Below are 17,399 nucleotides of genomic sequence, written 5' to 3'. Positions count from 1 at the left end.
TCACCTCATACCCGTTCAATAATCAGCGCGATGCCCTGGCCGACGCCGATGCACATGGTGCACAGCCCATAGCGCCCGCGGGTGTTCCGCAACTGGTAAGCGGCGTTCATCACCAGCCGGCCACCGGAGGCGCCCAGCGGATGGCCGAGGGCGATAGCGCCGCCGTTCGGGTTAATCTGCGGCGCATCGTCGTTCAGCCCCAGTTCGCGGGTGACCGCCAGCGCCTGTGCGGCGAAGGCTTCGTTCAGCTCAATCACGTCCATCTGGTCGAGGGTCAGGCCGGCGATATTCAATACTTTGCGCACCGCCGCCGCCGGCGCAAAGCCCATGATCGTCGGTTCGATGCCGGTCACGGCGCTGGCGACGATGCGCGCCATCGGCTGCAGGCCGTGCAGGGCGAGCCCGCGTTCACCGGCCAGCAGCAGCGCACAGGCGCCGTCGTTTAATCCCGAGGCGTTGCCGGCGGTGACGCTGCCCTGCGGATTGACCACCGGCTTCAATTTTTCCAGCGCCGCTAAGGTGGTGGCGCGCGGATGTTCATCCTGCGTGAATCTCAGCGGCTCACCTTTCTTCTGCGGAACGCACACCTCGATCAGCTGGTCGGCGAAAAAACCGCTCTCCTGCGCGGCGGCGGTGCGCTGCTGGCTGCGCAGGGCGAAGGCGTCCTGATCCCGGCGGCTGATGCCGAACCGCAGCGCTACGTTTTCGGCGGTTTGCGGCATGGATTCCACGCCGTACAGCGCCTGCATCTGCGGGTTGATAAAGCGCCAGCCCATGGTGGTGTCTTCAATCTTCATCGCCCGGCTGAAGGCGCTTTCCGCCTTGCCCATCACGAAGGGGGCGCGCGACATGCTTTCTACGCCGCCGGCGATCATCAGCTCGCTTTCGCCGGTTTTGATGGCGCGCGCCGCGCTGGCCACCGCATCCAGGCTGGAGCCGCACAGGCGGTTGAGGGTGCAGCCGGGCACCTGCACCGGCAGTCCGGCCAGCAACAGCGCCATGCGCGCCACGTTGCGGTTGTCTTCGCCCGCCTGGTTGGCGCAGCCGAACAGCACGTCGTCCAGCGCGCGCCAGTCGAGCTGCGGGTGGCGGGCCTGCAGCGCCTTCAGCGGCAGCGCGGCCAGATCGTCGGTGCGCAGGGCGGCCAGGCTGCCGTTGAGGCGGCCAAAGGGCGTACGAACGGCGTCACACAGATAGGCTGGATTCATGCTGCTGTTCTCCATGCTGTAGGGCAAAGGTCAGTTCGACCGGGGTCACTTCCTGAAGCTGCTGCGGGGTCAGGCCGCCGAAAATTTCGCGCACCACCAGGCCCTGCAGGGTGACGTCCATCACCGCCAGATCGCTGTAGATGCGGTCGATGCAGCCGACGCCGGTCAGCGGATAGCTGCACTGGCGGACAATCTTGCACTCGCCTTTTTTGGTCAGGTGCTCGGTCATCACAAATACCTGCCGCGCGCCGATCGCCAGATCCATCGCGCCGCCGACCGCCGGGATCGCCCCCGGCGCCCCGGTGCTCCAGTTGGCCAGATCGCCGCGTTCGGAAACCTGATAGGCGCCGAGCACGCAGATATCCAGGTGGCCGCCGCGCATCATGGCGAACGAGTCGCCGTGGTGGAAAAAGCAGCCGCCCTGCAGCAGCGTCACCGGTTGTTTGCCGGCGTTGATCAGCTGCGAGTCTTCTTCGCCCGGCGCCGGCGCGGGCCCCATGCCGAGTATGCCGTTCTCGCTGTGCAGGAAGATTTCTTTATCCGCCGGCAGGTAGTTGGCGATCTGGGTCGGGATGCCGATACCCAGGTTGACGTAGGCGCCTTCCGGAATATCGCGCGCGATGCGTTCGGCCAGCTGTTGATGGGTCAGTTTGCTCATGATGCGTTCCTTAAGCCGAGGGGGGGCGCCGGGCGGTCAGGTGTGGTCACCAGGCGCTGCACGAAAATGCCCGGCGTGATGATGTTTTCCGGATCCAGCTCGCCCAGCGGCACCATGCGGTTGACTTCGGCGAGGGTGCAGCCGGCGGCCATCGCCATGATCGGCCCGAAGTTGCGCCCGGTTTTGTCATACAGCAGGTTGCCCCAGCGGTCGCCCTTATCGGCCTTGATCAGCGCGAAGTCGGCCTTCAGCGGCAGCTCGAATACATACTGGCGCCCGTCGATCTGGCGGGTTTCCTTGCCTGCCGCCAGCTGGGTGCCATAGCCGGTTGGGGTATAAAAACCGCCGATCCCGGCGCCGGCGGCCTGAATGCGCGCCGCCAGGTTGCCCTGCGGGATAAGCTCCAGCTCCAGTTCGCCGCGACGGTACAGCTCGTCGAAGATCCAGGAGTCGGTCTGGCGCGGGAAAGAACACACCACCTTGCGCACGCAGCCGGCCTTCAGCAGCGCCGCCAGGCCGGTATCGCCGTTGCCGGCGTTGTTGCTGATCAGCGTCAACTCGCGCGGCCGGTGGCGAGTCAGGGCGTCCAGCAGCGCATAGGGCTGGCCGGCCGGGCCAAAACCGCCGACCATGATGGTTGCGCCGTCCGGGATATCGGCGACGGCGGCGTCTGCGGACGCCACGCTTTTATCGATCATTTGTTCTCCTCGTACGCTGTGAATGAGCCAGCGCCAAACTTGCGGGTCTGAAATTAACTTAGGGGATGAAAAATTCAGCAGCAAGTGCGAATATCAGATCATTGTGCGATTATCGAAACATTGAGGCTTTGGCGATGCATTTTGTGATGCAGGTAGCTAAATCGGCATCTGTCCGGCGAGTGGAGTTCATCGCGGTGCCGTGCGCGTATAATGAGAGGGTTTATCGAATGGGAGGCCTGGATGAGTGAAGTTCCTGAATTTGGCACTGAAGAGCTGCGTCGGTTGCAGGAGATCGGTGACTTAAGCAACGATCAATATAAGGGCGACCCCAACTTTATGGCCTCGCTGGCCCGGGGGCTGGAGGTGCTGCAGGCGTTCAAGCCGCAGTATTCGCAGATGTCGGTATCCGAGATAAGCCAGCTCACCGGCATCCCGCGCGCGGCGGTGCGGCGCTGCCTGTATACCCTGCGGGCGCTGGGCTTCGTGCATTGCCCCGATGGCCGCCACTATCGCCTGCTGCCGCGGGTGTTGACCATCGGCCACGCTTACCTTTCTTCCTCTGAGTTGGCTAAGGCGGCGCAGAACTCGCTGGATTATCTCAGCAGGCTGCTCAACGAATCCTGCTCGGTGGCGACGCTGGACGGCGACAATATTCTGTATATCGCCCGCGCCTCGGTGAAGCGCATCATGACCATCGATCTGGGGCGCGGCAGCCGCCTGCCGGCCTACGCCACCTCGATGGGGTTGGTGTTGCTTAGCGCGCTGGATGAGGAACAGCTGGAGGATTACCTGTCGCGGGTCACGTTCGAACCGCTGACCGAGTTCACCGTCACCAGCGAGGCGCAACTGCGCGAGCAGTTGGCCAGAGTGCGCAGACAGGGATACGCCATCAACGATCAGCAGCTGGAGATCGGCCTGCGCTCGATCGCGGTGCCGATGCACTCGCGCAAGGGCGGGGTGGTGGCGGCGATGAACGTGGGCGTCAACGCCTCGCAGATGTCGTCGGCGGAACTGCGCGAACGGGTGCTGCCGCAGCTGCAGCGTGCGGCGATGGAGTTGGCGCTGCTGCTGTGAGGCTTGTTGCATGCCGCGCTTCCCGGCGATGGGATGCGCGAAATAAAACGGGGGCCGAAACGATCCCGGCCCCCGGTTTATACGGCTTGCGCCTGGCTATCAGCCGGCGGTCGCCGGCGTAACGCGCACCGGCACGGATTTATAGGAAGGCGTGCCGCTCTCCTCATCAATGTAATCCAGCGGCACCAGCACGTTGGCCTCCGGGTAATAAGCGCCGACCGAGCCCTGCGCGATGTTGTAGGCAATCACCGTGATGTTCGGCAAACGCAGCCTGCTGCCGGCCACCACCGTTTCAATGTCCACCAGATCGCCGTGCTCCAGCCCGCGCGCGTCGAGATCGGCATCGCTCATGAACAGCACGTCGCGTCGGCCAAACACGCCGCGATAGCGGTCATCCAGCGCATAGATGGTGGTGTTGTACTGGTCATGGCTGCGCAGGGTGATCAAGCGCAGGACGTCGTCGCTTTGTACCTGCGCGTCTTCATGTACGCCGCTGAACACCGAGAACATGGCTTTGCCGGTCGGCGTCGGCCACTGGCGCTCGGTGGGCGGCAGCGGCATGCGAAAACCGCCGGGCACGGCGATGCGTTCGTTGTAGCGGTCAAAACCCGGGATGGTTTTTTCGATCAGATCGCGAATGATGCTGTAATCCGCCACCAGCTGTGGCCAGGGCACCTTGCTGCCCGGCATCACCGCTCTGGCCATGCCGGCGACGATGGCCGGCTCCGAGCGCAGAAACTCGGAGGCGGGCTTCAGCTTGCCGGACGAGGCGTGCACCATCGACATCGAGTCCTCGACCGTGACCGACTGGCGGCCGCTGGCCTGGATATCGAGCTCGGTGCGGCCGAGGCACGGCAAAATAAAGGTCTCTTTGGCGACCAGCAAATGGGTGCGGTTCAGCTTGGTGCCGAGATGCACGCTCAGATCGAGCGCCTGCATGGCCGGGAAGCACTGTTCCGGATCCGGCAGCGCCACCGCAAAGTTGCCGCCCAGGCAGATCAGCGCCTTGGCGCTGCCCTCCACCATGGCCTGCATCGCCTTGACCGCGTCATGCCCATGGGCCTTCGGCGCGGTGAAGCCAAACACCTCTTCCAGGTTCTTCAGGAAGCTTTCCGACGGCTTCTCGGTAATGCCGACGGTTCGGTTGCCCTGCACGTTGGAGTGGCCGCGCAGCGGGCAAATCCCCGCGCCCGGCTTGCCGATGTTGCCGCGCATCAGCAGCAGATCGGCTATCAGGCGTACGTTGGCGGTGCCCTTGTTATGCTGGGTGATCCCCATGCCGTAAGTCACGATGGTGGCGTTGGACCTGGCATAGGCGACCGCTACCTGTTCTACATCGGCGCGCGTCAGCCCACTCTCTTTTTCAATGTCTGCCCAGGCGGTGGCGGCCAAGTCGGCGGCAAAAGCCTCAAAGCCCTGGGTGTGTGCGGCGATGAACGCGTGGTCGAGCACATTGCCCTGTTCGGCGTCCATCGCCAGCAGCGCTTTCATGATGCCCTTCAGCGCCGCGGCGTCGCCGCCGGCTTTTACCTGGAAGTAGGTCGAGGCGATATTGGTCGAGCTGTAGGTCGCCATTTCTATTACGCTCTGCGGGTCGGTAAAGCGCTCCAGAGCGCGCTCGCGCAGCGGGTTCAGCACGATGATCGGCACATTCTTGCGCGCCAGTTCGTGCAGGGTGCCCATCATGCGCGGGTGGTTGGTGCCCGGGTTGTGGCCGATGGAAATGATAAGCTCCGCATCATCGAAGTCTTCCAGCGATACGGTGCCTTTGCCGATGCCGATCGACTGCGGCAGCCCCACGCTGGTAGGTTCGTGGCACATGTTGGAGCAGTCGGGGAAGTTGTTGGTGCCGTACTCGCGGGCAAACAGCTGGAACAGGTAAGCCGCCTCGTTGGAGGCGCGGCCGGAGGTATAGAACTCCACCTGGTCCGGCGACGCCATGCCGCGCAGGATCTCGCCGATGCGGGCGAACGCTTCGTCCCATTCGACCGGGCGCAGGGTGTCGCTGGCGCGGTCGTAGGCCAATGGATGGGTCAGCCGGCCGTAGCCTTCCAACTCAAAATCGGTCTTTTTCAGCAGGGAAGTGACGGTGTTTTGCGCCAGAAACTCCGGGGTTACGCGCTTGCTGGTGGCTTCCCAGGTAACGGCCTTGGCGCCGTTCTCGCAGAACTGGAAGGTGGAGTGGTGTTCTTTGTCCGGCCAGGCGCAGCCCGGACAGTCAAAGCCGTCGGGTTGGTTGGTGCGCAGCAGGGTGACCGGTGCCTCGAAGGTGTCCATTTGCGTGCGCACGGCGATGGCCGTCGCCTTCAGTGCGCCCCAGCCGCCTGCCGGCCCGTCATAGGGGCGAATGCCGGGAACTGCGCGTCTTTTTTTGTTCATGGGAACTCCTCAACTGCCTGTTTTGCGATAGGTGAATGCAACTTATTGCGACCTGACAATGGCTTTCTTTTAACGCCGGCCACTTTGCTGCCGATGGAAACAGTTCAGGTCGCAATAACGGGTGTGCTCAGTTTGATTATCAACACGCTTAATTAACCCGAAGGGGTTAAATCTCGGCATGGATATTTATTCCCTGATTAATAATATTTAAGCGATACCGGGTTAGCGCAAATATAAATGGCGTTTTTCAGATGCGGCGGATATAAGCTATTGAAAGCCCTTTATTAAAAAAACGGTTGATTTCCCCGGCCGCGTTTATTTACCACCGGGGTTTTCTTTGGCGTCAGCGGTCAGCCAGCGCCTCCAGCAGCGGGGCCGAAGGCACGAAGAACAGGCTGCCGGTCACCGCCTGGCTGAAATCGAGCAGGCGATCGTAATTGCCGGCCGGGCGGCCAATGAACATGTTCTCCAGCATTTGCTCGATAGGCTGCGGCGAGCGCGCATAGCCGATGAAGTAGGTGCCGAACTCGCGCATGCCGGGTTTGCCGAACGGCATGTTGTCGCGCAGGATCTTCACTTCATTGCCTTGTTCATCGGTGATGGTGGTCAGCGAGCTGTGCGATGACGAGGGTTTCACGTCCGCATCCAGCTCGATATTGGACTGCTTGTGGCGGCCGATGATGTGCTCTTGCGTTTCGACGCTGAGCGAATTCCAGCCTTTCATATCATGCAGATACTTTTGCACCAGCACATAGCTGCCGCCGCTGAACGCCGCATCTTCTTCGCCGATCACCGTATAGCCGAAGGCTTCGTGTCCTTCCGGGTTCTCGGTGCCGTCAACGAAGCCGATCATGGCGCGCTGGTCGAAATAGCGGAAACCGTGCACTTCGTCGATCACGGTGACGGCCTCGCCGAGCTTGGCCAGCAGCTGTGTCGCCAGTTCAAAGCACAGATCCATCTCGTTGGCGCGGATATGCAACAGGATATCGCCGGGGGTGGAGACGGCGATGCGTTCGCCGGTGCCGATGGCGCTGAACGGGTGCAGCTGCTGAGGGCGCGGCGCGCCGAACAGCGAGTCCCAGGCGGCGGAACCGAAGCCGCATACGCAGGACAGCTGGCCGGTGAGATCCCGCTTGCCCACCGAACGCACCACCGCGGCGACATCGCCGCACCAGCCGCGCACCGCATTGAGGTGCGCCGGGTCCCGAGAGAGGGTGGCGACAATGAAGATCGCATGGCGCGTCACTGGGCTGAAGACGGCTTGCGGTTGGTTAGTGTTGGTATTCATTGAGTCCGTTTCCAGTATTTGAGAGTGAAAATCATTCGCTAAAGAAACATCTTAAAAGCAACAATAGGACTGCGTTGAACATTGTCGGTCTATATACAGAGCTACAGGGTTTACTTTGCCTTGTCAATATAGACACATTTCATATAAATAAAATACCGGGCATTAACAAAGTGCGCGATAGATTGTATCTATTGCGCTATCAGATTAACCAATTTGACCAGATGTTAGCGGTTGGTAAAATAGTCTCACATCGCAGGAATATGACTTTCATTATTACGCTTATATTTATATTAAGCGCGGTGAGGCCTATTCCAAAAAAATAAGACATCGAGACAATTATGAAATTCAAATCAAAAATAAAGCCGTATTCAGCGGCCGCGGGCGGTTGGGGCTCTCTTGAAGCCACGACGCGGTTTGTTTTTGATAGCAAACAGGTTTTGAAGAATATGGTCAACCTGATGCGCATGAACAAAGCGAAGGGCTTCGACTGCCCGGGGTGCGCATGGGGCGACGACAACAAAAGCACCTTCAGCTTTTGCGAGAACGGCGCCAAGGCCGTTACCTGGGAAGCGACGCGCAGGCACGTCGATCGGGATTTCTTTGCCGCTCACAGCGTCAGCCGGCTTTATCTGGAAAGCGATTATTTTCTGGAATACCAGGGCCGGGTGATTGAGCCGATGCGTTATAACCGCGAAACCGACCATTACGAGCCGATTGGCTGGGACGACGCCTTTGCGTTAATCGGCAGCCATATTAAAAAAATGACCAACCCTAACCAGCTGGAATTATATACTTCCGGCCGGGCGAGCAATGAAGCCTCGTGGCTGTATCAACTGTTCGGCCGGGTGCTGGGCACCAATAATTTCCCCGATTGTTCCAATATGTGTCACGAGGCCAGCGGCTTCGGCATGTTGCAAAGCCTGGGTGTCGGCAAGGGCACCATTCATCTGGACGACTTCGAAAAGGCGGACGCCATTTTCGTCTTCGGCCAGAATCCGGGCACCAACCATCCGCGCATGCTGCACAGCCTGCGGCATGCGGCGGAAAAGGGCGCGCGCATCGTCTCGTTCAACACCCTGCGTGAACGCGGGCTGGAGCGCTTCGCCGATCCGCAAAAGCCGCTGGAGGTGGTGACGCCGCTGGCCGGCGCCATCAGCCATCGCTACTACCAGCCGAACCTCGGCGGCGACATGGCGGCGGTGCGCGGCATGGTCAAGGCGCTGCAGGAAACCCACAACGCGCGTCTGGCTGCGGGTGAGGCGGGTATTTTCGACCAGCCGTTTATCGACAGCTTCACCCAGGGCGTTGCCGGCTATCTGGCGGAGGTGGACGCCACCTCCTGGGCGTTCATCGAACGCCAGTCCGGCCTGAGCGAGGCGCAGATCCGCGAAGCGGCGCATATCTATCAGCATGCCGACAAGGTGATTTGCACCTGGGCGATGGGCATCACCCAGCATAAGCATTCGCTGGCGACGGTGCGCGAAATCGTCAACCTGCAGCTGCTGTTCGGCCAGTTGGGCAAACCGGGCGCCGGCCTGTGCCCGGTGCGCGGGCACAGCAACGTGCAGGGCAACCGCACCATGGGTATCGATGAGCAGCCCTCGCAGACGTTTCTCGACCGCCTGGGCGAGCACTTTGATTTTGCGCCGCCGCGCGCCCACGGGCACAACACGGTGGACGCGCTCGGCGCCATGCTGCGTGACGAAGTGAAGGTGCTGATTGCGCTCGGCGGCAATCTGGCCGCCGCCGCGCCGGACAGCCGCCGTACCGAAGACGCGCTGCGGCGCTGCGACCTGACCGTGCACATCAGCACCAAGCTTAACCGCAGCCATCTGGTGACCGGCAAGCAGGACGCGCTGATCTTGCCGGCGCTGGGGCGCACCGAGCAGGACATTCAGGCCGGCGGCCCGCAGTTCGTCACGGTGGAAGACTCCTTCAGCATGGTCCACGCCTCAGAGGGCATCGGCAAACCCTTGTCTGACACCCAACGTTCGGAAACGGCCATTGTGGCGGGCATTGCCGATGCGGCGGTGGGCAATACCCCGACCATCGACTGGCTGGCGCTGGCGGCGGATTACAACAAAATCCGCGACCATATCGCCGCCACCATTCCCGGCTTTGCCGACTTCAACCGCAAGTGCGAGCACCCGGGCGGTTTTTATCTCGGCAATGCGGCGGCGGAGCTGCGCTTCGCTACGCCGAGCGGCAAGGCGCAGTTCAGCGATGCGCCGCTGCCGGTATCGTTATTCCCGCAGTTGCAGGGGGAGGAGGTCCCCTTCGTGCTGCAAACCCTGCGCTCGCACGATCAGTACAACACCACCATCTACGGGCTGGATGACCGCTATCGCGGCGTGTACGGTCAACGGGAAGTGTTGTTCATGAACCCGGAAGATATCGCCGCGGCGGGTTACCAGCCCGGCGAGCTGGTGGATATCGAGACGCTGTGGAACGACGGCGTCAAACGCCGGGTGTCCGGCTTCAAGCTGGTGGCTTATGCCATCCCGCGCGGCAACCTGGCCGCCTATTACCCGGAAACCAATCCGCTGGTGCCAATGAACAGCATCGGCGACGGCACGGGTACGCCAACCTCGAAATCCGTACCGGTCAAAATCAGCCGGGCGGAGATAAAAGAAACGCTAAGGATTGCCTGAGAATCAGGCGCGGCGTTTTATCCGGCCGCTATTTTCATCGAAACTAGCCGGCCATTTTGCAAATGGAACCTACCTCGCCGCCGAAAATACGCTTTCGGCGGTGGGCTTATCTGTCCTGTTATACCGGGGTGAACAATGTTGGGATTAGATGCCTTTCACCTGGCGAGGATACAGTTCGCTTTTACTGTCTCCTTCCATATTATTTTTCCGGCCATCACCATCGGCCTCGCCAGCTTTCTGGCGGTGCTGGAAGGGCTGTGGCTCAAAACGCGCAACGACACTTACCGCGAGCTCTATCATTTCTGGTCGAAGATTTTTGCCGTCAACTTCGGCATGGGGGTGGTGTCCGGGTTGGTGATGGCCTACCAATTCGGCACCAACTGGAGCGGCTTCTCGCAGTTTGCCGGCAGCATTACCGGGCCGCTGCTGACCTATGAAGTGTTGACCGCCTTCTTCCTGGAGGCCGGCTTCCTCGGCGTGATGCTGTTCGGCTGGCACAAGGTCGGGCGCGGGCTGCACTTCTTCGCCACCTGCATGGTGGCCCTCGGCACCATTATCTCGACCTTCTGGATCCTGTCGTCCAACAGCTGGATGCAGACGCCGCAGGGGTACGCCATCGAAAACGGCATCGTGGTGCCGATGGACTGGCTGAAGATCGTCTTTAACCCGTCGTTCCCGTATCGCCTGCTGCACATGTCGACGGCGGCCTTCCTGGCCAGCGCCTTCTTTGTCGGCGCTTCGGCGGCCTGGCATCTGTTGCGCGGCAACGACACCCCGGCTATCCGCAAGATGTTTTCCATGGCGCTGTGGATGGCGCTGATCGTGGCGCCCGTTCAGGCGATGATCGGCGATGCGCATGGTTTGAACACCCTGAAGTATCAGCCGGCGAAAATCGCCGCCATTGAAGGACACTGGGAAAACAAACCCGGTGAGCCGACGCCGCTGGTGCTGTTCGGCATGCCGGACATGGACGGCGAAGTTACCCGCTACCGGCTGGAAATCCCGTATCTGGGCAGCCTGATCCTGACGCACAGCCTCGATAAGCAGGTGCCGGCGCTGAAAAGCTTCCCGACAGAAGATCGCCCGAATTCGAGCATCATCTTCTGGTCGTTCCGCGTGATGGCCGGGCTGGGCATGTTGATGGTGCTGCTCGGCGTCGTCAGCGCCTGGCTGCGCTGGCGCGGCCGCCTGTACCAATCGCGCCCGTTCCTGTGGTTCGCCCTGCTGATGGGGCCGTCCGGCCTGGTAGCCATTCTGGCGGGGTGGTTCACCACCGAGATAGGCCGGCAGCCGTGGGTGGTCTACGGCCTGCAACGAACGCGCGACGCGGTATCGGCGCACGGCGAAATGCACATGAGCTTCAGCCTGTTGGCCTTCATCCTGGTCTATTCCTCGGTGTTCGGCGTGGGCTACGTCTACATGATGCGCCTGATCAAAAAGGGCCCGCAGCCGGGCGATATGCACGAACCCGCCGCTGAAGGCACCCCTGCGCGTCCGCTGTCGGCGGTGCAGGGATCCCTGACCCCGCCAGAAGGAAAACGCTGATATGGGCATCGATCTTTCGATTATTTGGTTCACCATCATCGTGTTCGCCACGCTGATGTATATCGTGATGGACGGTTTCGATCTCGGCATCGGCATCCTGTTCCCGTTCAATAAGAACGCCACCGAGCGCGACATGATGGTCAATACCGTGGCGCCGGTCTGGGACGGCAACGAAACCTGGCTGGTGCTGGGCGGCGCGGCGCTGTACGGCGCCTTTCCACTGGCCTATGCGGTGATCGCCGATGCGCTGTCGATCCCCCTGACCGTCATGCTGATCGGCCTGATTTTCCGCGGCGTGGCCTTCGAGTTTCGTTTCAAGGCCACGCCGGAACACCGGCCGTTCTGGGACAAGGCGTTTATCGGCGGTTCGATCGTCGCCGCTTTCAGCCAGGGGGTCTCTGTTGGCACGGTGCTGAACGGCTTTGAGGTGACCGGCCGTGCCTACGGCGGCTCTGCGCTGAGCTGGCTGGCGCCGTTCCCGCTGTTTTGCGGCCTGGGCCTGGTGGTGGCCTACGCGCTGCTGGGCTGCACCTGGCTTATCATGAAAACCGAAGGCGCGCTGCATCGCAAGATGTCTGACCTGGCCATTCCCCTGACGCTGGTCCTGCTGGCCATCATCGCCATCGTCAGCATCTGGACGCCGCTGGCGCATCAGGACATCGCCCGCCGCTGGTTCACCACCCCGAACCTGTTCTGGTTCCTGCCGGTGCCGCTGCTGGTGCTGGCCTGTTCCTGGGGGATTGTGCGGGCGGCCTACAACCACGCCGGCTGTGGCCCCTTCCTGCTGACGCTGGGGCTGGTCTTCCTCGGCTTCAGCGGGCTGGGCATCAGCATCTGGCCGAACATCATACCGCCGTCCATTTCCATCTGGCAGGCGGCCTCACCGCCGCAGAGCCAGGGCTTTATGCTGGTTGGCGGCCTGCTGATCATCCCGGTGATCCTGGTTTACACCTGCTGGAGCTATTACGTGTTCCGCGGAAAAATCAAACCGAATGAAGGCTACCACTGACAGGGGAGTAAGCTGATGAAAACCGCAGCCGATACTGCGCCGGCCCTATGGCGGCGGGTGATGTGGATGGTCGCCATCTGGGCGGCGAGCGTGCTGGCGCTCGGCGTAGTCGCCTCGGCGTTTAAGCTGCTGATGGCGGCGGCCGGCATGAAATCGCATTAATACGGCAACCGGCCGGACCGAGACCCCTCGGTCCGGCGCTTGTTCATTGTGGAAGGTGGAGCCAATGACGCAATTTACCGATCCCTGGGAGCGTAAATTTTATTATTTGCGGCTTTCCGTCACCGACGTGTGCAACTTCCGCTGCAGCTACTGCCTGCCCAACGGCTATCGCCCGGCGGCGGGCAACAATAAAAGCTTTTTGACGCTGGACGAAATCCGGCGGGTAACGCGCGCCTTTGCCGCCGCCGGTACCGAAAAGGTTCGGCTGACCGGCGGCGAGCCGTCGCTGCGCCGCGATTTCGTCGAGATCCTGGCGGCGGTGCGGGAAAACGCCGCGATAAAGCACCTCGCCATGACCACCAACGGCTACCGGCTGGAACGCGACGTGGCGCGCTGGCGAGAAGCCGGGCTGACCTCGCTGAATGTCAGCATCGACAGCCTCGACGCCAATCAATTCCATGCCATCACCGGGCAGGACAAATTTCACCAGGTGATGGCCGGCATCGACGCCGCCTTCAACGCCGGCTTTGCCAAGGTGAAGGTCAACACGGTGCTGATGCGCGACGTCAACCATCACAGCCTGCGCAGCTTTCTTGACTGGATTAAACATCGGCCGATACAGCTGCGCTTTATCGAGCTGATGGAAACCGGCGAAGGGCATGAGCTGTTCAAACGGCACCATATTTCCGGTGAAACCATTCGCGAACGGCTGACCGCCGCCGGCTGGCAGCGCCAGGCGCAGGAACGCAGCGCCGGGCCGGCGCAGGTGTTCGCTCACCCCGATTATCTGGGGGAGATTGGCCTGATCATGCCGTATGAGAAAAACTTCTGCGCCAGCTGTAACCGCCTGCGGGTTTCCGCGATGGGCAAGCTGCACCTGTGCCTGTTCGGCGACGGCGGCGTTTCGCTGCGCGACCTGTTGCAGTCGGACGAACAGCAGCAGGCGCTGCAGGAACGCATTGCGCACAGTCTGCTGCAGAAAAAGCAAACTCACTTCCTGCACCAGGGCAATACCGGCATTACGCAGAACCTGTCGTTTATCGGCGGATAACTGCGGATACCGCCAACTTTTGCTGATTTTTACCGCATTGAGCGGAATAAGGACCCCATCATGCTTGATATTCTGTTCTTCGCGCAGGTGCGTGAACTGGTCGGCTGCAGCCGTTTGCAACTGCCCGCCGAGTTCGCCACGGTGGAAACGCTGCGGCTGGCCTTGCTGAGCCGCGGCAGCCGCTGGCAGCTGGCGCTGGAGTCCGATCGCCTGCTGGCGGCGGTGAACCAAACGCTGGTGCCGATGGACCATGCGCTGCGGGCCGGCGACGAGGTGGCGTTTTATCCGCCGGTGACCGGGGGATAAAACGCGTGCAGCGAATAGACCGGCTTTATACCTACGCTCAGGCCCCGGCGCATTGCGCTCGGGGCCTGAATGTTCAGATCAGATTAAAGTGCGCGTCGGGTTTCAACGGCGGCGGCAGCGGAGTTTGATCGTTCATCTCCAGCAGGCTGCGCTCGATGGTGTTGCAGATGGCGTTCAGCGGCAGATCGTTGGCCGAGGTGCCGAAGGGGTCTTCCAGCTCTTCGGCCAGCGAGTCCCAGGATAAGAAGGTGTAGGAAATGAACACCGAGACGAACGGCGTCATGTAGTGCAGATCGGCAACCAGCGCAAAAGGCAACAGCGAACAGAACAGGTACACCGTGCGCTGCAAAATCAGGGTGTAGGCGAAAGGCACCGGCGTGTTCGACAGCCGTTCGCAGCCGCCCAACACGTGCGAAAGTTCGCTCAGCTTGTTATCGATCATCTCAAAGGTGATGTCGCTCAATAACCCCTGTTGGCGCAGCTTGCCGATTTCCTGGCCGAGCAGCAGCAGGATCCTGTTGGTCGGCATCGGGCTGGTGGTGACTTCGGTCAGCTCTTTCAAGGACAGATTATGATACAGATCCGCCGTGGGGTCGGTGTTGCGCAGCTGATGCTTCAGGCTCCAGCTGAATGCGATAAGCAAGTGGGCGATTTTTTGGTGAACCGCCCGATCGTCCGGCAGCAGGCTTTTTATCTGGCGCAGCAGGGTGCGAACGGTAATTAACAGCGATCCCCATAAATTCCTCGCTTCGACAAAACGGCCATAGCCGGCGCTATTTCGGAAACCGAGAAATATGGCGATGGCGATCCCCAACAGGCTGAAAGGGGCGACGGTTAAATGAATGCCGAGTTGTTCATACCATTGGTAGCTGATAATCGCCACGACAGACATGAGAATATTTAACGATAAACGAAAGGTGATCTTTGACAGGACCGAACCGTGCCAGGCAAACAGGCGGAAAAACCAATTTTGGTTTGGGCGAATAATCATGATGTTAATACTTCCTGGTGTCTTGCTTTGATATTAGTCTATTGCCGGTGCTTTGCTGAAACGCGGGTATTATTCGGCCATCAGCCGCTGCGGATGGGTGTAAATGGTGGCGCGGCCCGGCTTGCTGAAGCCGACCAGCGTCAGGTTGCTGCGTTCGGCCACGTCTACCGCCAGGCTGGTGGCGGCGGATACGGCGAACAGGATCTCGACGCCGCACATGGCGGTTTTTTGCACCATTTCATAGCTGGCGCGGCTGGAAACCAGCACCGCCCCTTGCCGCCAGTCTTGCTGGCTGCGATAACCCAGCAGCTTGTCGAGCGCGACGTGCCGGCCGACGTCCTCGCAGCCGCCGCTCAGTGCGCCATCGGGCTGCAGCCAGGCCGCCGCGTGGGTGCAGCCGGTCAGTTGCCCAACGGTCTGCACCGCCTTCAGCTGTGCCAAACCCCGATCAAGCATTTTTAAATCAAAGCGTTGGGTAAAAGGCAGCGGCGGGATAGGGCGGGTGATTTCCTGCAGTTGCTCCACGCCGCAGACGCCGCAACCGGTGCGGCCGGCCAGGCTGCGCCGCTTCTCTTTCAGTTGCATAAAGCGGCGGCTGGACAGCTCGACATGCACCTCGATGCCGTTGCAGGCGGGCTGCTGGCGGATGTCGTAGATATCGTCGGGAGAGGCGATAATGCCTTCGGAAAGCGAGAAACCAATGGCGAACGCCGCCAGATCTTTCGGGGTCGCCATCATCACCACGTGCGAAATGCCGTTATACACCAGGGCCACCGGCACCTCTTCGGCCAGCCAGTCCTGCTGCGCCTGGGCCAGATCGTCGCGTTGCCAGACCGGGTGTTGTGACAGGCACTGTTGTTCAGCGTCGCCGGGCTCATTGAGGATTAAATTCTTATTCATCATGTTCTCTTGAGCGTCGGATTTAAATACCGGCGCAGGTCAATTTCGGGTGAATGCTGATGGCGATTATTATACATGACTCTTATTAAAATAGCGCAGCGAATAAAATAGAAATGCTAATTTTCAGGCGGAAAAGAATAGGGTTTTTATTTATGGGTTATCTGAACGGATTATTGTTGCAAAGCATTTCAATACGGTGCAGGCCGCAAAAAATAGCCTGCGGTAAAGAATAAGCGGGGCATATATCCACTTTAAGTGAAAGGTTAACGACGTTGCCCGCGCGGGCCAGCGGATCGTCCCGGTTTCTGCTGCAGGTTATCCACAGTTTTGGTGGATAACGGGTGAGCAACCCCGGCAAATTACGATTAGCCCGTATGCCGAGATGCAGCCATGTTTGCCCTGCTTGCCGCAGCACGTAATGCCTGGCCAATTTTTTGCCGCAGCCATACTTGGCCCGGGTCGGTGTGGGCGATGTTATGCCAACACATCGTCATTGCATAACGAGGGCTGGTAAAGCCGAGCTCAACAACGGCGACTCGGTCATGCTGCAATATTTGGGGCAAGAGCAGGCGCGGCACAAAACAGAAAAGATCCGTTGCGGCAATGGCCCAGGGAACCGCCAAATAGCTGGATAATATGGCAACCTTATGGCGAACCAGACCCTGTTGTGTAAATAGGTCATCGATCTGCCCGCCGATAAAGCCGATCCCTCCGGGATTCACTTCTACAAAGGCTTGCTGCGCAAGTTGCGTGAGGCTCATTGATCTGCGGATCAGTGGATTATCTTTCGATGCTAAACATACCAGATCCCCTTGTGCAAAAGTCTCGGTTCGAAAGTCGCCAAAATCGGTTGGCCAAAACCCCACAACCAGGTCTAAACGGCCATGGGTAAGCAATGACGAAGCATTTTCCACCAAAGCCGGTTCCATGCGGATCATAAACTGAGGCGCTTCTGCGCGTATCGTGCTGAAGAGATCGTTGGCAATAATCGATTGCGTCGAATCGCTCATACCAATAACGAAGGACCGCACTTCCCGAGCTGGATCGAACATTATGCTTTCTCGGTATAGACGGTAGTTTGCGGAAAGGATCTCATCCAAAACAGATAGCAACGTATCCGCCCGTTTGCTGCGCAGCATGCGATTAGCACTCTTGATCAACAGCGGATCGCCAAGCTCTCGCCTCATCCGCTCCAGGGTACGGCTAACCGCAGATTGCGATGTGTTCAGCTGCCGCGCCGTTTCGCTCAGGTTACAAGTTTCTAACAGGAGTCGGAGCGTAGCGACGGCATTCAGTTCATGACTCCTCGCAACGCTGATCCACTGCATTAAACCGCCTGATACCGATGCGCTTGTTAAGGGGGCGGTTTCAAGCGATTGCCGTGTATTCATGCTCATCTCCTTGGTATTTCGCTTATATCGGACACGATATAGGTTGATGGTTAATCCAATACCTATACTGCGCTAACGCGAAAAGCTT

Annotated in this window: 15 protein-coding genes; 7 read left to right on the top strand and 8 right to left on the bottom strand. The window is 60.1% G+C overall.

The genetic code is table 11. The features are described from left to right. Positions 1 to 5: 5 nt before the first annotated feature. Genes pcaF through KHA73_RS14970 form a run of 3 tightly spaced genes read right to left on the bottom strand, consistent with a single transcriptional unit; the run spans position 6 to position 2,564 of the window. Positions 6 to 1,208 carry a 3-oxoadipyl-CoA thiolase gene (pcaF, locus tag KHA73_RS14980; protein WP_234585150.1) on the bottom strand — a complete coding sequence of 401 codons (1,203 nt, stop codon included), beginning with the start codon at positions 1,206 to 1,208 and terminating at the stop codon, positions 6 to 8. After that, a complete protein-coding gene (locus KHA73_RS14975) occupies positions 1,186 to 1,866 on the bottom strand; it encodes a 3-oxoacid CoA-transferase subunit B (RefSeq protein WP_234585149.1) in 681 nt (226 codons plus the stop codon). Before KHA73_RS14975 ends, pcaF begins: the two co-directional genes overlap by 23 nt. After that, positions 1,863 to 2,564 (bottom strand): 3-oxoacid CoA-transferase subunit A, encoded by a 702-nt coding sequence (locus tag KHA73_RS14970; RefSeq protein WP_234585148.1) that lies wholly within the window; start codon positions 2,562 to 2,564, stop codon positions 1,863 to 1,865. The genes KHA73_RS14975 and KHA73_RS14970 overlap by 4 nt, the downstream gene beginning before the upstream one ends. 240 nt (positions 2,565 to 2,804) lie before the next feature. Between KHA73_RS14970 and KHA73_RS14965 the strand changes: the two genes are divergently transcribed. Continuing rightward, positions 2,805 to 3,638, top strand: a complete 834-nt coding sequence (locus KHA73_RS14965; RefSeq protein WP_234585147.1) for an IclR family transcriptional regulator domain-containing protein — start codon at positions 2,805 to 2,807, stop codon at positions 3,636 to 3,638. Positions 3,639 to 3,737: 99 nt separating this feature from the next. On the opposite strand, the gene KHA73_RS14960 is transcribed toward KHA73_RS14965, so the two are convergent. Both KHA73_RS14960 and KHA73_RS14955 read right to left on the bottom strand, forming a co-directional pair. After that, positions 3,738 to 6,017, bottom strand: a complete 2,280-nt coding sequence (locus KHA73_RS14960) for an FdhF/YdeP family oxidoreductase (RefSeq protein WP_234585146.1) — start codon at positions 6,015 to 6,017, stop codon at positions 3,738 to 3,740. 343 nt (positions 6,018 to 6,360) lie between these two features. Beyond that, positions 6,361 to 7,305 (bottom strand): Dyp-type peroxidase, encoded by a 945-nt coding sequence (locus tag KHA73_RS14955; protein ID WP_234585145.1) that lies wholly within the window; start codon positions 7,303 to 7,305, stop codon positions 6,361 to 6,363. Positions 7,306 to 7,643: 338 nt separating this feature from the next. Here KHA73_RS14955 and KHA73_RS14950 point away from each other — a divergent pair, with 338 nt between their 5' ends. From KHA73_RS14950 to moaD, 6 genes are all read left to right on the top strand, one after another. Beyond that, on the top strand, positions 7,644 to 9,956 hold the full coding sequence (locus tag KHA73_RS14950; protein ID WP_234585144.1) for an FdhF/YdeP family oxidoreductase: 2,313 nt from the start codon (positions 7,644 to 7,646) through the stop codon (positions 9,954 to 9,956). 135 nt (positions 9,957 to 10,091) lie between these two features. Then, the gene (locus KHA73_RS14945) at positions 10,092 to 11,501 is read left to right on the top strand and encodes a cytochrome ubiquinol oxidase subunit I (protein WP_234585143.1); all 1,410 of its coding nucleotides are present in this window, start codon (positions 10,092 to 10,094) and stop codon (positions 11,499 to 11,501) included. Between the two features lies 1 nt (position 11,502). Further along, entirely contained in the window at positions 11,503 to 12,510 is a 1,008-nt protein-coding gene (cydB, locus tag KHA73_RS14940; protein WP_234585142.1) for a cytochrome d ubiquinol oxidase subunit II, read from the top strand. 15 nt (positions 12,511 to 12,525) lie between these two features. Next, on the top strand, positions 12,526 to 12,672 hold the full coding sequence (locus KHA73_RS14935) for a DUF2474 domain-containing protein (RefSeq protein WP_234585140.1): 147 nt from the start codon (positions 12,526 to 12,528) through the stop codon (positions 12,670 to 12,672). A 64-nt stretch (positions 12,673 to 12,736) separates the two neighbouring features. Beyond that, complete coding sequence (moaA, locus tag KHA73_RS14930; RefSeq protein ID WP_234585139.1) at positions 12,737 to 13,723, top strand: GTP 3',8-cyclase MoaA; 987 nt, start codon at positions 12,737 to 12,739, stop codon at positions 13,721 to 13,723. A gap of 60 nt (positions 13,724 to 13,783) precedes the next feature. Beyond that, the gene (gene moaD, locus KHA73_RS14925; protein ID WP_234585138.1) at positions 13,784 to 14,029 is read left to right on the top strand and encodes a molybdopterin synthase sulfur carrier subunit; all 246 of its coding nucleotides are present in this window, start codon (positions 13,784 to 13,786) and stop codon (positions 14,027 to 14,029) included. Positions 14,030 to 14,102: 73 nt separating this feature from the next. On the opposite strand, the gene KHA73_RS14920 is transcribed toward moaD, so the two are convergent. The 3 genes from KHA73_RS14920 to KHA73_RS14910 all read right to left on the bottom strand — a co-directional run bounded on the left by KHA73_RS14920 (position 14,103) and on the right by KHA73_RS14910 (position 17,311). Further along, complete coding sequence (locus tag KHA73_RS14920) at positions 14,103 to 15,020, bottom strand: bestrophin family protein (RefSeq protein ID WP_234585137.1); 918 nt, start codon at positions 15,018 to 15,020, stop codon at positions 14,103 to 14,105. Between the two features lie 69 nt (positions 15,021 to 15,089). After that, entirely contained in the window at positions 15,090 to 15,920 is an 831-nt protein-coding gene (gene fdhD / locus KHA73_RS14915; protein WP_234585136.1) for a formate dehydrogenase accessory sulfurtransferase FdhD, read from the bottom strand. Positions 15,921 to 16,285: 365 nt separating this feature from the next. Beyond that, positions 16,286 to 17,311 carry a LysR family transcriptional regulator gene (locus KHA73_RS14910; RefSeq protein ID WP_234585135.1) on the bottom strand — a complete coding sequence of 342 codons (1,026 nt, stop codon included), beginning with the start codon at positions 17,309 to 17,311 and terminating at the stop codon, positions 16,286 to 16,288. Positions 17,312 to 17,399 lie beyond the last annotated feature (88 nt).

It is taken from the genome of Serratia entomophila, assembly GCF_021462285.1.
GTDB classification, from domain to species: Bacteria; Pseudomonadota; Gammaproteobacteria; order Enterobacterales; family Enterobacteriaceae; genus Serratia; species Serratia entomophila.
This window is presented reverse-complemented; position numbering and strand designations above follow the sequence as displayed.